14 protein-coding genes are annotated in these 13203 nt (G+C 56.2%); 5 read left to right on the top strand and 9 right to left on the bottom strand.

Features of this window, described 5'->3' with window-relative positions; translation table 11 throughout:
• Positions 1 to 22: 22 nt before the first annotated feature.
• The 3 genes from lon to AC2FIO_RS02035 all read right to left on the bottom strand — a co-directional run bounded on the left by lon (position 23) and on the right by AC2FIO_RS02035 (position 4749).
• Positions 23 to 2431, bottom strand: a complete 2409-nt coding sequence (gene lon, locus AC2FIO_RS02045) for an endopeptidase La (RefSeq protein WP_058271505.1) — start codon at positions 2429 to 2431, stop codon at positions 23 to 25.
• Positions 2432 to 2642: 211 nt separating this feature from the next.
• Positions 2643 to 3773, bottom strand: a complete 1131-nt coding sequence (gene tgt / locus AC2FIO_RS02040; protein ID WP_496695343.1) for a tRNA guanosine(34) transglycosylase Tgt — start codon at positions 3771 to 3773, stop codon at positions 2643 to 2645.
• Positions 3774 to 3837: 64 nt separating this feature from the next.
• On the bottom strand, positions 3838 to 4749 hold the full coding sequence (locus AC2FIO_RS02035; RefSeq protein ID WP_282118546.1) for a nucleoside hydrolase: 912 nt from the start codon (positions 4747 to 4749) through the stop codon (positions 3838 to 3840).
• A 177-nt stretch (positions 4750 to 4926) separates the two neighbouring features.
• Between AC2FIO_RS02035 and AC2FIO_RS02030 the strand changes: the two genes are divergently transcribed.
• The 3 genes from AC2FIO_RS02030 (at position 4927) to AC2FIO_RS02020 (ending at position 6556) form a co-directional block, all read left to right on the top strand.
• A complete protein-coding gene (locus AC2FIO_RS02030; RefSeq protein WP_058277825.1) occupies positions 4927 to 5817 on the top strand; it encodes an SPFH domain-containing protein in 891 nt (296 codons plus the stop codon).
• Positions 5817 to 6095, top strand: a complete 279-nt coding sequence (locus AC2FIO_RS02025) for an NfeD family protein (RefSeq protein WP_108858729.1) — start codon at positions 5817 to 5819, stop codon at positions 6093 to 6095. The genes AC2FIO_RS02030 and AC2FIO_RS02025 overlap by 1 nt, the downstream gene beginning before the upstream one ends.
• Before the next feature lie 98 nt (positions 6096 to 6193).
• Complete coding sequence (locus tag AC2FIO_RS02020; protein ID WP_058271500.1) at positions 6194 to 6556, top strand: SUF system Fe-S cluster assembly protein; 363 nt, start codon at positions 6194 to 6196, stop codon at positions 6554 to 6556.
• A gap of 98 nt (positions 6557 to 6654) precedes the next feature.
• On the opposite strand, the gene AC2FIO_RS02015 is transcribed toward AC2FIO_RS02020, so the two are convergent.
• Positions 6655 to 6951, bottom strand: a complete 297-nt coding sequence (locus tag AC2FIO_RS02015; protein ID WP_234416530.1) for a hypothetical protein — start codon at positions 6949 to 6951, stop codon at positions 6655 to 6657.
• Between the two features lie 238 nt (positions 6952 to 7189).
• On the opposite strand from AC2FIO_RS02015, the gene AC2FIO_RS02010 reads away from it, so the two are divergent.
• A complete protein-coding gene (locus tag AC2FIO_RS02010; RefSeq protein WP_058277823.1) occupies positions 7190 to 7555 on the top strand; it encodes a HesB/IscA family protein in 366 nt (121 codons plus the stop codon).
• On the opposite strand, the gene AC2FIO_RS02005 is transcribed toward AC2FIO_RS02010, so the two are convergent.
• Positions 7552 to 8463 (bottom strand): isopenicillin N synthase family dioxygenase, encoded by a 912-nt coding sequence (locus tag AC2FIO_RS02005; protein ID WP_108858731.1) that lies wholly within the window; start codon positions 8461 to 8463, stop codon positions 7552 to 7554. The genes AC2FIO_RS02010 and AC2FIO_RS02005 overlap by 4 nt on opposite strands.
• A gap of 121 nt (positions 8464 to 8584) precedes the next feature.
• On the opposite strand from AC2FIO_RS02005, the gene tpiA reads away from it, so the two are divergent.
• A complete protein-coding gene (tpiA, locus tag AC2FIO_RS02000; RefSeq protein ID WP_472723682.1) occupies positions 8585 to 9334 on the top strand; it encodes a triose-phosphate isomerase in 750 nt (249 codons plus the stop codon).
• Positions 9335 to 9336: 2 nt separating this feature from the next.
• Here the strand turns inward: tpiA and AC2FIO_RS01995 are convergent, their stop codons facing one another.
• The 4 genes from AC2FIO_RS01995 to AC2FIO_RS01980 all read right to left on the bottom strand — a co-directional run bounded on the left by AC2FIO_RS01995 (position 9337) and on the right by AC2FIO_RS01980 (position 13146).
• The gene (locus AC2FIO_RS01995) at positions 9337 to 9648 is read right to left on the bottom strand and encodes a DMT family transporter (protein WP_058277821.1); all 312 of its coding nucleotides are present in this window, start codon (positions 9646 to 9648) and stop codon (positions 9337 to 9339) included.
• 327 nt (positions 9649 to 9975) lie between these two features.
• The gene (locus AC2FIO_RS01990; RefSeq protein WP_058271494.1) at positions 9976 to 11352 is read right to left on the bottom strand and encodes a TRAP transporter large permease; all 1377 of its coding nucleotides are present in this window, start codon (positions 11350 to 11352) and stop codon (positions 9976 to 9978) included.
• Positions 11352 to 12029, bottom strand: coding sequence for a TRAP transporter small permease (locus AC2FIO_RS01985; RefSeq protein ID WP_058271493.1), 678 nt, complete (start codon positions 12027 to 12029; stop codon positions 11352 to 11354). Before AC2FIO_RS01985 ends, AC2FIO_RS01990 begins: the two co-directional genes overlap by 1 nt.
• 115 nt (positions 12030 to 12144) lie before the next feature.
• On the bottom strand, positions 12145 to 13146 hold the full coding sequence (locus tag AC2FIO_RS01980; protein ID WP_058271492.1) for a DctP family TRAP transporter solute-binding subunit: 1002 nt from the start codon (positions 13144 to 13146) through the stop codon (positions 12145 to 12147).
• Between the last annotated feature and the right edge of the window lie 57 nt (positions 13147 to 13203).

Here is a 13203-nt window from a genome sequence, read left to right as displayed (position 1 = left end):
TTCTTTGTCTATCGCCTATCGCTTAGTGCGTCGTGGCAGACGGGCTTGCGCTTTCAGTGGCCTTCGCAGCGGCTGCGGCAGCCTCTTCGGCGGCCTCATCCCACTCAATCGCTTCCGGCTCACGTACCAGTGCCAGTTTGAGAACTTCGGACACGTGCTCTACCGGAATGATCTTCAGACCTTCTTTCACGTTGTCCGGGATCTCGGCCAGGTCCTTTTCGTTCTCTTCCGGGATCAGAACAGTCTTGATGCCACCGCGCAGGGCCGCCAGCAGTTTCTCTTTCAAACCACCAATCGGCATCGCGTTGCCACGCAACGAAACCTCACCCGTCATCGCGATGTCCTTACGAACCGGAATACCGGTCAGCACGGATACGATCGAGGTCACCATGGCCAGACCAGCCGAAGGCCCGTCTTTCGGAGTCGCACCATCCGGCACGTGCACGTGGATGTCTATCTTGTCAAACTTGGGTGGCTTCACCCCAATCTGAGGCGAAATTGACCGCACATAAGACGACGCCGCATCGATGGATTCCTTCATCACATCGCCCAGCTTGCCGGTGGTCTTCATCCGACCCTTGCCCGGCAGTTTCAGCGCCTCGATATGCAACAGATCACCACCGACCGATGTCCACGCCAGACCGGTGACAACACCAACCTGATCGTCCTGTTCGGCCAGGCCATAGCGGAACTTGGGAACGCCTAGGAACTCATCAAGATTTTCTGGCGTCACCGTTACTGATTCCGCCTCTTTTTTGATGATCTTGGTCAGCGACTTCCGGGCCACCTTGGCGATTTCACGTTCTAGGTTCCGAACGCCAGCTTCCCGCGTGTAAGTGCGGATGATCGAATGCAGCGCGTCATCGGTCAGTTCGAACTCTTTGGCCTTCAGGCCATGGTTCTTCACCTGCTTGCTGATCAGATGCTGCTTGGCGATCTCGCTTTTTTCGTCCTCGGTGTAACCGGCCAGCGGAATGATCTCCATCCGGTCCAGCAAAGGCCCAGGCATGTTGTAGCTGTTGGATGTGGTCAGGAACATCACGTTGGACAGGTCGTATTCGACCTCAAGGTAGTGGTCCATGAATGTGCTGTTCTGCTCCGGGTCCAACACCTCGAGCATCGCCGAAGCCGGGTCACCACGGAAGTCCTGCCCCATCTTGTCGATCTCGTCGAGCAGGATGAGCGGGTTTGTGGTCTTCGCCTTTTTCAGCGCCTGGATGATCTTACCAGGCATCGAACCGATATAGGTTCGACGGTGGCCTCGAATCTCGGATTCGTCGCGTACACCACCCAGCGAGATGCGAATGAACTCGCGCCCCGTCGCACGTGCAACCGACTTACCAAGTGAGGTTTTACCCACACCCGGAGGGCCAACAAGGCACATGATCGGCCCCTTCAGCTTCTTCGACCGCTGCTGAACAGCCAGATATTCGACGATCCGTTCCTTGACCTTCTCAAGGCCATAGTGATCGGCATCCAGAATGTCCTGCGCGCGGCCCAGATCTTTTTTCACGCGGGATTTGGTGCCCCACGGCAAGGCCAAAATCCAGTCCAGATAGTTGCGTACGACGGTGGCCTCAGCCGACATCGGGCTCATGTTCCGCAGCTTTTTCAGCTCGCCTTCGGCCTTTTCACGGGCCTCTTTGGACAGCTTGGTCTCTTCGATTTTAGCTTCCAGTTCGGCAACTTCATTGCTGCCGTCTTCGCCATCGCCAAGTTCCTTCTGAATGGCCTTCATCTGCTCATTCAGATAGTACTCGCGCTGCGTCTTCTCCATCTGGGTTTTGACGCGGGTCTTGATCTTTTTCTCGACCTGCAGAACCGACATTTCGCCCTGCATCAGGCCATAGACCTTCTCAAGTCGCTCGCTGACGCTTAGGGTTTCCAGCAGATCTTGCTTTTGTTCGACTTCAATCCCCAAGTGACCCGACACAAGGTCAGCCAGCTTTGCCGGTTCGGTGGATTCTCCAACTGCGGTCAACGCTTCTTCTGGGATGTTTTTACGCACTTTCGCGTAACGCTCGAATTCATCCGCAACAGTGCGCTGCAGTGCTTCGGTTGTCGTAACGTCGCCAGGAATCTCGGTCAGGTACTCGGCGCGGGCCTCAAAAAATTCTTCGTTTTCAAGGAATTCCGTGATCATCACACGGGCTTGGCCCTCGACCAGCACCTTCACGGTGCCGTCCGGCAATTTCAGCAATTGCAGTACATTGGCCAGCACACCGGACCGGTAGATGCCGTCCTCGGTTGGGTCATCGTCGCTCGGGTCGATCTGGCTGGACAACAGAATCTGCTTGTCGTCCTGCATCACTTCTTCCAGCGCCCGGACGGATTTTTCCCGACCGACGAACAGCGGCACGATCATATGCGGGAAAACCACGATATCGCGCAGCGGCAGCACTGGGTATGAGGAGTTCAGGGGCTCTTGCATGCTCTATCCTTATCATTGGCAAGACGGCTCTGGTCCCTCATCGAGGCAACGCTCGGCCGTCTCCTGTCTTGGACGATAAAGGTGGGGCAGTTACCGCCCTATTTCAACCTTACCGCCATCTCTCGTGATGAGAATGACCTGAGGTGTACGGGACTGCAAGGCACCTGATGGACTATTCGGTGATTTTGATCATCAAAACACCAAGCGCCTATCAAACAGGCTCTATATCGCCTTGCGCTCGCAGTGCATGGAACTCGACCTGCCAGGCATCGAATGTTCCGGCAGCGATGGCGTCACGCATGCCCTGCATGATCTCTTGGAAATAGTGCAGATTATGCCAGGTCAGCAGCATGCCCGAAATCATTTCATTCGAACGGAACACGTGGTGCAGATAAGCGCGGGAGTAGTTTGAACAGGCGGGACATGTGCAGTGTTCATCCAATGGACGCGGATCGTCTGAATGGCGGGCATTCTTGATGTTCACCACGCCGTAGCGCGTGAATACCTGCCCTGTGCGCCCCGAGCGGGACGGCAGCACACAATCCATCATGTCAATGCCACGCGCAACGGCGCCGACGATATCATCCGGTTTTCCAACGCCCATCAGATAACGTGGTTTATCGACCGGCAGCATATCCGGCGCAAAGTCCAGCACGTCGAACATCGCCTCTTGGCCTTCACCCACGGCAAGTCCACCGACGGCGTAGCCCTCAAAACCGATTTCTTTCAGCGCCTCGGCCGATTCCTCGCGGAAATCCTGCTCTAGTCCGCCCTGCTGAATGCCGAACAAGGCATGACCCGGGCGATCCCCGAAAGCGTCACGCGACCGCTCAGCCCACCGCATCGACAGGCGCATCGATTCGGCAATGCGATCCCGGTCAGCGGGCAACGCTGGGCATTCGTCGAAACACATAACGATGTCGGACCCCAACAGGCGCTGAATCTCCATCGACCGTTCAGGCGTCAATTCGTGGCGCGAGCCATCGATATGCGATTTGAAGGTCACGCCTTTTTCGGTCAGCTTGCGCAACCCGGCCAATGACATGACTTGGAACCCACCGGAATCCGTCAGGATCGGCCGTTCCCAATTCATGAACTTGTGCAACCCGCCCAGACGGTCGATCCGTTCAGCGGTCGGGCGCAGCATCAGGTGATAGGTGTTGCCCAGCAGGATGTCCGCCCCTGTGGCGCGTACGCTTTCCGGCATCATCGCTTTGACCGTTGCCGCGGTGCCAACCGGCATAAAGGCCGGCGTGCGCACCTCACCGCGTAGAGTATGGATTACCCCGGTGCGTGCTTTGCCATCCGTGGCTTTCAGGTCAAATGAGAAACGGTCTGTCATGTGAATGCCTCAGGGTCGCTGAACCGGGCAGCAATTGCCCGATCTCCGCTGGTATTGCAAGCCGTCAGGGCAATGACGCAACGCGGTCAGTGAACAGGCTGACAACCCCTGCCCCATCTACATCCCGGCATACGCGCACCATTGGTCTGTTGGCATCCGGTCGGGTTGCCCCGATTTGCGGACCATCTACCTCAACCTGAAGCCCGGTTTCGACTATCTCGAACATGGGTTCGTGGGTACAGGCAATCACAGCCGTCGAGTCGTGCAGGCCGCACCCTTCCAATCCGCCGATATCCTTGTAGAACTTCAGATAAAATTTCGAGATGTCGCGCAGGAAACCGCCCATGTCAGCGGAACGCGCCGCCAATGCATCAAAATCCGCAGTCTCGTACAGAGTTTTCAGCGTGACATCCAAGCCGACCAGAACTGTATCTGGCGGAGACGCGAACACTGCATCCGCGGCCTGCGCATCGTGATAGATGTTGGCCTCGGCATGCTCTGTGATGTTCCCGGGGCAAAACACGGCACCGCCCATGATCACCAGTCGCTTGATGTTGCCTGCAAACTCTGGGTCCAACCGCATGGCATCGGCGACATTGGTCAACGGACCAATGGCGCAGACGACCAGCTCACCCTTGTGTTCCCGCGCCTGCTCGACAAGGAATTCGGCCGCCGTCAGGGGGTGATTTTCCCCAATCTGCGGGATGTCAGTCAAATCACCGAATCCTTCGGGGCCGTGCACGTGCTCGGACGGGTCGTATGTGGTCGCACCAACTGGAAGCGGCGCCCCCTCAGCCACTGGCGCGTCCAGTCCCAGTTTATGGAGCAAGAACCGCGCGTTGCGGCTGGATTGGTGCACATGCGTGTTGCCGAAAACCGTGGTCAGGCCGATCAGGTCTATTTCTGGTGCAGCGGCGGCATAGGCAATGGCCATCGCATCGTCGATGCCCGGATCTGTGTCAATTATCAGTTTCATCCCCGCCCGATAGCGCAATCACAACCGGATGCAAAGCAGCCACATTCAAAATATTCCACGCTACATTGTGGTTTTCAGAGATTTGCATCTATCCCCATTCCCGCCATACCAGAGTTGAAAATGGGCGAGTCAATCCCCAAGTGTATACCATAGTACACAATAATACAGAGGACAGATATGACCGAAGAACAGATCATTGGGTTGCTAACATCGAACATCATTTACCTGCTTGCGGCAGTTCTGATTGTCGTCGTTATTTTCAAAGGCATCAAAATTGTGCCTCAGTCCGAAAAATACGTGGTTGAACGCTTTGGCCGCCTGCACTCGGTGCTTGGCCCCGGAATCAACTTTATCGTTCCTTTTCTTGATGTTGCGCGTCACAAGATATCCATTCTTGAACGCCAGCTACCGAATGCGACGCAGGACGCGATCACCAAGGACAACGTTCTGGTTCAGATCGATACCTCGGTGTTCTACCGCATTCTTGAACCGGAAAAGACCGTGTACCGTATCCGTGACGTCGACGGAGCGATTGCAACAACCGTTGCAGGTATCGTCCGTGCCGAAATCGGTAAAATGGATCTGGATGAGGTGCAGTCCAATCGCGCGCAACTGATTGAACGCATTCAGGAAAGCGTCGAAACTGCCGTTGACGACTGGGGGATCGAAGTCACCCGCGCCGAGATACTGGACGTAAACCTGGATCAGGCCACACGGGATGCGATGCTACAACAGTTGAACGCGGAACGTGCCCGCCGAGCGCAGGTGACCGAGGCTGAAGGTCAAAAACGTTCGGTCGAATTGAATGCGGACGCGGAACTTTATGCGGCCGAGCAGACCGCAAAAGCCCGCCGTATCCAGGCAGAGGCCGAAGCTTATGCAACCGGCGTGGTCGCCAAGGCCATTCAGGACAATGGTATCGAGGCTGCCCAGTATCAGGTTGCGTTGAAGCAGGTCGAATCCCTGAACGCGCTGGGTAACGGCACCGGGTCGCAAACCATCGTGGTTCCCGCCAATGCGCTTGAGGCCTTTGGCGATGCCTTCAAGATGTTGAAAGGAGGAAAGTAATGGCTGATCCCTTCTGGCTAACATGGTGGCTCTGGCTGGCCGGAGCGCTAGCTCTGGGCATACTTGAGATCGTCTTGCCGGGGTTCATCTTTCTTGGCTTTGCGATTGGAGCGGCGGTCACAGGGCTTTTGCTTGTGATCCCCGGTTTTGCCCCGAGCCTGGCGGTCTTGCTTTTGATCTTTGCGGGTCTTTCGCTTGTGGCCTGGCTGATCCTGCGGCGCATGTTCGCCCTGCCCCATGGCCAGGTGAAAACCTTCCGCCACGATATCAACGATTGATCCAAATCGACGCAGCGTCCCGGGGGCCACACGGCACCACTGGACGCTGCCCCAGCCTTTCCCTATATAATTTCTCAGGTAACAGCCCCGAGGCACGAATGACCCATCCAAGTGAACAGTTCGAAGGTACGCCGCTGATCGCGCCTTCGACCATCGATCATCCACTCTACGATTCCGTGGTCGAGGCTTGCAGATCCGTCTTCGATCCCGAGATTCCGGTGAATATCTACGATCTGGGTCTGATCTACACGATCGACATCACCAAGGAAAACGCGGTGAAAGTCATCATGACACTGACCGCACCCGGATGCCCGGTCGCCGGTGAAATGCCGGGCTGGATTGTCGAGGCCATCGAACCAGTCGCTGGCGTCAAAGAGGTTGACGTCGAGCTGACATGGGAGCCCCCCTGGGGCATGGAGATGATGTCAGACGAAGCACGTCTTGAACTGGGATTCATGTAGACTTTCGCTCAGCTTTACCGAGTAAAGCATTGAAGGATAACAAAAAGGGCTGCCCATGAACCGAGGCAGCCCTTTTTACATTATAGGACCCGAGCGGCCTATTCCACGCCGCAGGTCGATTTTATCTCGGCCGCGCGTTGATCCAGCTCTTTGACGTAATCGCCATTCAACATGCTGAGCCTTTTTTGCTCGGTTCCCGTGACCAGTCCCAGCAATGCACCGGCAGGAGTGATCGCAATGATACTTTCTGCCTGCTGGTCTTCTGCGTGCTTCTTTTCTGCTGCGATGGCCCGAAGATCCCCCTCGGCGGTAGCGCAATTTACCGGATGCCGTGCGCCATCCGTTGCTGCATGCCCCAAACCTGCGGTCAGAAAGACTGTGGCTACAGCTTGCATCGTTATGATTTTTCTGCGGAAATGCCTGATCTTCACCATCTTCATTCGCCCTTCGCTCAAATATCTTGTTACAACCGTCAGGCTAAGGCGAAGACCGTGAGGGACGCAAGTTTGCTGTGGCAATTGGTCGTTTGGCAGCGTCACTGCCGGTAAAACTTAGGTCAGCAGGTCTGCTATGTCTTGAGCCTGACGCCTCTCGGCCCTAGATTAGGGATAACGTAGCGCAACGGAGACCACCATGTTTGGCATTCCCGGCAAACAGGCCGTGACAATGACGACCAAAGCGGCCGAGCAGATCGCACGCCTGATGGCGTCCGGCGGTCATGCAGGGTTGCGCATTGGCGTCAAGAAAGGCGGCTGCGCTGGCATGGAATACACCATGGACTACGTGGATGAAGCCGATACCAACGACGAAGTGGTCGAACAGGACGGTGCCCGCATCATGATCGCGCCAATGGCGCAGATGTTCTTGTTCGGAACTGAAATCGACTATGAGGTCTCGCTTCTGGAAGCCGGGTTCAAGTTCCGCAACCCGAATGTTGTGGACGCTTGCGGTTGCGGCGAATCCATCAAATTTGACGAGACGCTTTCCACACAAAACTAAGTCGCCTGCAGGTGCAGATAGGTTTCGTTGTAGCGCCGTGTAAGATGGTCACCTGCGCTGATCGTTTTGCCTGAGCTTGGCGGAGCAACGTTGGTGTCGTAGGACGGGTTAAAGAACAGTGGGACCGAAATGCGTTCCTGCGTCCCGCCTATGACGCGATGCTCGGTGGCTTTGACTTTTCCGGCGGTCCAGAATTCCAGCATCTCTCCAAAGTTGATGATGAATGTACCAGGCGCCGCAGAGACAGGTTGCCAGCGATCATCCGGCATGCGGACCTCAAGCCCTGAGACCCCGTCCGTGGCCAGCAATGTCAGACACCCATAGTCAGTGTGCGCCCCGATGCCAAAATCCAGATCACCTGCCCACACCGGGCGTTCTGGATAGTAGTTCCCGCGCAATAGAGCCATAGGCGTGTCAAAGGCGCGATCAAAACTGAGTGTATCCCGGCCCAAAGCGACCGCAATGGCCCGAAGAACGCGCATCGCCACATTGCAAGCGTCAATGTAGTAAGCTCTGATAATACCTTGAAATTCTACAGGATTATTCGGCCACAGGTTCGGAGCATACACACTGAGCCCTTTTCCGGCATAAGAATTTCCCGCAGGCAATTCGAAACCACAGTCGAACACTTCCTTGAAATCCGGATTGGCCTTGGGGTCGACCTGTTCTGATCGCGGCGCGCCCCACCCTCGGTTTGAACCCGTCATCGCCATATCAACGGTTTTTTTCTGGACGTCCGGCAAATGGAAGAAGTCGCGATACGCCTCGATCACGTTTCGGACTTGATCGGGGTTCAACCCGGTGTTCGATACCGTTAAAAACCCAACTTCACCAATGGCATGCTGCAGCATTGCCATCTCTGAAGCCTCGCGTTCATCCAGTTTTCTCAGATCCAGATCGTCGATCATGCCGCCCTCCACAATAACGCGGAACCTGCCGTTGTGGTCGGACCTTTGCAACCGGAATTGTCAGGCTCGGCTGGTGGTGCTATCCGATGAGCAAACAACGACTTATTTGGGGGTACGCGTTATGCGGCGCAAGCTGGCAGCTGGAAACTGGAAAATGAACGGAACCGCGGCTGCATTGCCTGAGCTTCAGTCGCTGGCTACATCGTTTCCTGATGCATCCGTGGACGTCCTGATTTGCCCACCGGCAACCCTACTGCATCGCGCGGCAGAGGCGGTGAAAGACACCGGAATTGATGTCGGCGGTCAGGATTGCCATGCAGCCGAATCCGGCGCACATACCGGCGATGTCAGTGCTCAGATGCTGGTTGATACAGGGGCAAGAGCCGTCATTCTTGGGCATTCAGAGCGGCGCGAAGATCACGACGAGCAGAATGAGGATGTGCGCGCCAAAGCACGTTCCGCGATGGACGCGGGCCTGAAAGCCATCATTTGCGTCGGCGAAAGCCTGGAGCAGCGTGAGGCCGCGAACACGCTGGACATAATCGGCGGACAGTTGTCCGGTTCGATCCCAGACCAGTCAACCGGCGAAAACCTGATCGTCGCTTATGAGCCAATCTGGGCTATTGGCACCGGCAAGGTTCCCACCCTGGACGAGATCGGAGAAGTGCACGACTTCATCCGCGCCCGGCTGGAGCGTCGATTTGGCGAAGGTGTCGGCCGCTCGGTCCGTTTGCTCTATGGTGGTTCGGTCAAACCGGGAAATGCAGCCGAAATCTTTGCAGTCTCTAATGTGGACGGGGCTTTGGTGGGCGGCGCAAGCCTGAAAGCCCAGGACTTTTCCGGCATTATCGACGCCCTGCAAAAGGCCTGAAGTCAAGCCAATTTCATCGTCACCAGCCCGGCCACAATCAGGGCCGCCGCGACTAGGCGGGGCGCAGTCAGCGCCTCACCCAGAAACATTACGCCGACCATAAAGGCCCCGACTGCACCGATTCCGGTCCAGATCGTATAGGCCGTGCCCAAAGGCAGATCGCGCATCGCAAGGGCAAGCAATCCGAACGATCCGATCATCGACACGCCCATCAGGGCCGTAGGCCATAGGCGTGTGAAACCGGCAGATTGCTTCATGGCGACGGCCCAGACAATTTCCAGAAGGCCAGCGAATAGCAATAATATCCAGGGCATTTGGACACCTCATATCTCTTCGGGTCGTCCCGAATGATCAGCCAACAAGGCGAGGTCGTCCTCGGCTGAAAGATATACCCACTGTACCCGGGTTCAAGAGGTCGGACACTTAATTGAGCACCTAAGGACACCCGGGCGGGCAAACGATCGACGCCCGATTGACGAGATGAAACTTTTAATGCGGCAATTCAACCGGTGATACGAAACTGATGGGTTCGCGTTTAGGGTGGTATCGAATGGGTTTCCGGTTGTCTGGATCGATTCCGCACGCAAAAAAAAGGCCGGGTCTGACGAAAGACCCGGCCCTCTATTCTTTCACAGAAACCGCTAGTTCGTAATGATCTCTGGCCCCATGAAGGTATTGGGCAAGAAGGTCGAAATCCACGGTATGTAAGTCACCATGATCAGGAAGACGAAAAGCACGGCCAGGAACGGCAGCGCCGCCTTCACAACGCTCATCATCGGCATACCGGCCACGCCCGAAGTCACGAACAGGTTCAGTCCGACCGGAGGCGTAATCATCCCAATCTCCATATTCACCACCATGATAATGCCCAAATGGATCGGGTCGATGCCCAACTCGATGGCGATCGGGAACACCAGAGGTGCCACGATGACCAACAGTCCCGAAGGTTCCATGAACTGACCGCCAATCAGCAGGATCACGTTGACCACAATCAGGAAGGTAACCGGCCCCAGACCCGCCGATAGCATTGCACTAGCGATGTGCTGAGGCACCTGTTCATCTGTCAGCACGTGCTTGAGGATCAGCGCGTTGGCGATGACGAACAGCAAAGTCACCGTCAACTTACCGGCCTCAAACAGCGTGTGCTTGGTGTCGGGGTGAAAGAACGCCGTGACCAAAGCATAAGGCTTTTTCAACAGCGGAATGTTCTGCCCATCCCCATTGGTGCTAAGCGGACCCATGTCCTTGTAGACAAAGCTGGCAATAAAGAAGGCGTAGACGGCAGCGACAGCAGCAGCTTCGGTCGGTGTGAAGATACCGCCATAAATACCACCCAGAATGATGACGATCAGGAACAGACCCCAACCGGCTTCGCGGGCCGAGATAAAGATCTCGCCCCAACCTTTCCATTCACCCTTGGGCAGATTCTTGACTTTGGCCATAACGTAGATCGTGACCATCAGCATCAGACCCGCCATCAGGCCCGGAATGACGCCCGCAAGGAACATCCGCCCGACCGAGACCTCAACGGCGGCGGCATAGACCACCATTACAATGGACGGCGGGATCAGAATGCCCAGCGTACCCGCGTTACAGATCACACCCGCAGCGAATTCCTTGGAATAGCCAACCTGCCGCATACCGGCGATGACGATAGAACCGATGGCCACAACAGTCGCCGGTGACGATCCCGACAGCGCGGCAAACAACATACAGGCAAAGACACCCGCAATCGCCAGGCCGCCCGGCAAGTGCCCGACACAGGCGATGGAAAAGCGGATGATCCGCCGCGCCACTCCACCGGTCGTCATGAAGGACGACGCAAGAATGAAGAACGGGATCGCCAACAGTGTAAAGTGGCCTTCAAAGGCTTCGAACAGGGTTCCCGCGACCGAAGCCAACGAACTGTCGGAATAAATCAGCAGAAACAGGGTCGAGCTGAGACCCAGGGCCACCGCAATCGGCACACCGATCAGCAACAGGCCGATGACCATAGAGAATAGAAGTACGACGTCCATTAGTCATGCTCTCCTTGCTGAGCCCGGACTTCTTCGATCTCGTCCTCGACTTCGTGGCTGGCAACAAGACGGTCGGTCTCACCACGCCAGATTTGTACTGCGACCTGAGCAAAGCGGATCACTAGAAGCAGCATCGACACCGGCAACACCAGATACGGCACCACCTTGGGCAATTTTTCATACCCCTCGCCGTAGTTGATCAGATCCTCGAGGAAGCGCAGCGGCGCGACCATCGGTATATCGTCCACTTCATAGAAACTCTGGCTGCGTGCGTCGAAATTGAACCCGGTCGGGAACCAGCGGCCCGATGTTGGCGGCAGGTCCGCAAACACAGCCCAGTAGTCATACGACCCTTTCAGAAGCAGAAGCGAGAACACTAGACAGCACGCCACTGATATCAGCGCCAGAATGCGGCGTGGCGCCGGGGCCAGCATGTTCAGGATTGCATCAACACCCAGATGCGCGTGTTTCTTGACCGCATAAGAGGCCCCCAGCAACACCAGCCAGCCAAAGGTGAAAACCGTCAGCTCAAGCGCCCATAGGATATTGGAGTTAAACACAAAACGCGCGATCACGTTGGCGAAGGTTACGACCGTCATCACGCCCAACAGAGCGGCAATCATGGTCTCTTCGATATGGTCGACCAGCCCGCCTTGGCCGGGTTTCGAACCAGACATTTTTCTGTCCCCACATTATTGGTGATGAGAGTTAGGTGTGGCGGGCCAAATTACGGCCCGCCCAGCCTGCGTGTCCGCCACTCCCCAGTCTTTGGACACGCGGCCTCAACCGGGATCAGAACCCGGCGTTGATGGCCTGAGCGGCGTCGATCTTATCCTGACCTACGTCGTCGGAAAACTGGTCCCAAACGGGCTTCATCGCATCGACCCAGGCCTGGCGCTGTTCGGGGTTCAGTTCGCGGATGATGCCGCCGGCATCAGTGATCGAGGCCTTGGCTGCTTCGTTCACCGAGAAGGCTTCCTTGTTCCGTGTCTCAGTCACTTCGCTTAGAATGGTCAGGAACTGATCGCGCACCTCGGGATCAAGGCTGTCCAACCAATCAACCGATGTCACGACCAGATAGTCGATGATGCCATGGTTGGTCTCGGTGATGCCGTCCTGCACTTCGAAGAACTTCTTGCCATAGATGTTCGACCAGGTGTTTTCTTGGCCATCCACAACGCCTTGTTGCAGCGCGCCGTAAACTTCCGAGAACGCCATCTTCTGCGGGCTGCCGCCAATGGCTTCCATTTGGGCAACCAGAACGTCCGAGGATTGAACACGGAATTTCAGGCCCTCGGCATCCGACGGAGCCTCAAGCGGTTTATTAGCCGACATCTGCTTCATGCCATTGTGCCAGAACGCCAGCCCTTGCAGGCCGCGGCGCTGCATGCTGTCTTTCATCGCCTGACCATCAGCCGAAGCTTGGAATGCATCAACTGCGTCGATGTTCTTGAACATGAACGGCAGGTCGAACAGACGGAACTGTTTGGTAAACTTCTCGAACTTCGACAACGACGGCGCGGCCAGCTGGACGTCGCCTTGAAGCATTGCTTCAAGCACCTTGTCATCATTATAGAGCGTCGAGTTCGGATAGACCTCAACGCACATCACGCCATTCATCTCGTCATTGACGCGCTGCTCCAGCAGCGATGCCGCGATGCCCTTGGGGTGTTTGTCCGTGTTCGTCACATGCGCGAACTTGACGACAATCTCGCCGTCATCACACGCGGCCATACCGGCGGTTGCTGTAACACTCAACGCCAGCGCGGTCGCGGCAGTTGTCAGGAATTTCATCTGTCTTTTCCTCCCAGACTTCCATGAAACCTTTAGTCAACGCCAGATCGGCGTCTC

The sequence above is a fragment of the Ruegeria sp. CDSB086 genome, assembly GCF_059611065.1.
Note: the sequence above shows the minus strand (reverse complement) of the source record. Positions and strands in the feature narration are given on the sequence as shown.

Excerpts from the sequence above, each read along its gene's own strand:
- lon (WP_058271505.1), bottom strand. The coding sequence starts at position 2,431 with ATGCAAGAGCCCCTGAACTCCTCATACCCAGTGCTGCCGCTGCGCGAT.
- tgt (WP_496695343.1), bottom strand. The coding sequence starts at position 3,773 with ATGACAGACCGTTTCTCATTTGACCTGAAAGCCACGGATGGCAAAGCA.
- AC2FIO_RS02035 (WP_282118546.1), bottom strand. The coding sequence starts at position 4,749 with ATGAAACTGATAATTGACACAGATCCGGGCATCGACGATGCGATGGCC.
- AC2FIO_RS02030 (WP_058277825.1), top strand. The coding sequence starts at position 4,927 with ATGACCGAAGAACAGATCATTGGGTTGCTAACATCGAACATCATTTAC.
- AC2FIO_RS02025 (WP_108858729.1), top strand. The coding sequence starts at position 5,817 with ATGGCTGATCCCTTCTGGCTAACATGGTGGCTCTGGCTGGCCGGAGCG.
- AC2FIO_RS02020 (WP_058271500.1), top strand. The coding sequence starts at position 6,194 with ATGACCCATCCAAGTGAACAGTTCGAAGGTACGCCGCTGATCGCGCCT.
- AC2FIO_RS02015 (WP_234416530.1), bottom strand. The coding sequence starts at position 6,951 with ATGCAAGCTGTAGCCACAGTCTTTCTGACCGCAGGTTTGGGGCATGCA.
- AC2FIO_RS02010 (WP_058277823.1), top strand. The coding sequence starts at position 7,190 with ATGTTTGGCATTCCCGGCAAACAGGCCGTGACAATGACGACCAAAGCG.
- AC2FIO_RS02005 (WP_108858731.1), bottom strand. The coding sequence starts at position 8,463 with ATGATCGACGATCTGGATCTGAGAAAACTGGATGAACGCGAGGCTTCA.
- tpiA (WP_472723682.1), top strand. The coding sequence starts at position 8,585 with ATGCGGCGCAAGCTGGCAGCTGGAAACTGGAAAATGAACGGAACCGCG.
- AC2FIO_RS01995 (WP_058277821.1), bottom strand. The coding sequence starts at position 9,648 with ATGCCCTGGATATTATTGCTATTCGCTGGCCTTCTGGAAATTGTCTGG.
- AC2FIO_RS01990 (WP_058271494.1), bottom strand. The coding sequence starts at position 11,352 with ATGGACGTCGTACTTCTATTCTCTATGGTCATCGGCCTGTTGCTGATC.
- AC2FIO_RS01985 (WP_058271493.1), bottom strand. The coding sequence starts at position 12,029 with ATGTCTGGTTCGAAACCCGGCCAAGGCGGGCTGGTCGACCATATCGAA.
- AC2FIO_RS01980 (WP_058271492.1), bottom strand. The coding sequence starts at position 13,146 with ATGAAATTCCTGACAACTGCCGCGACCGCGCTGGCGTTGAGTGTTACA.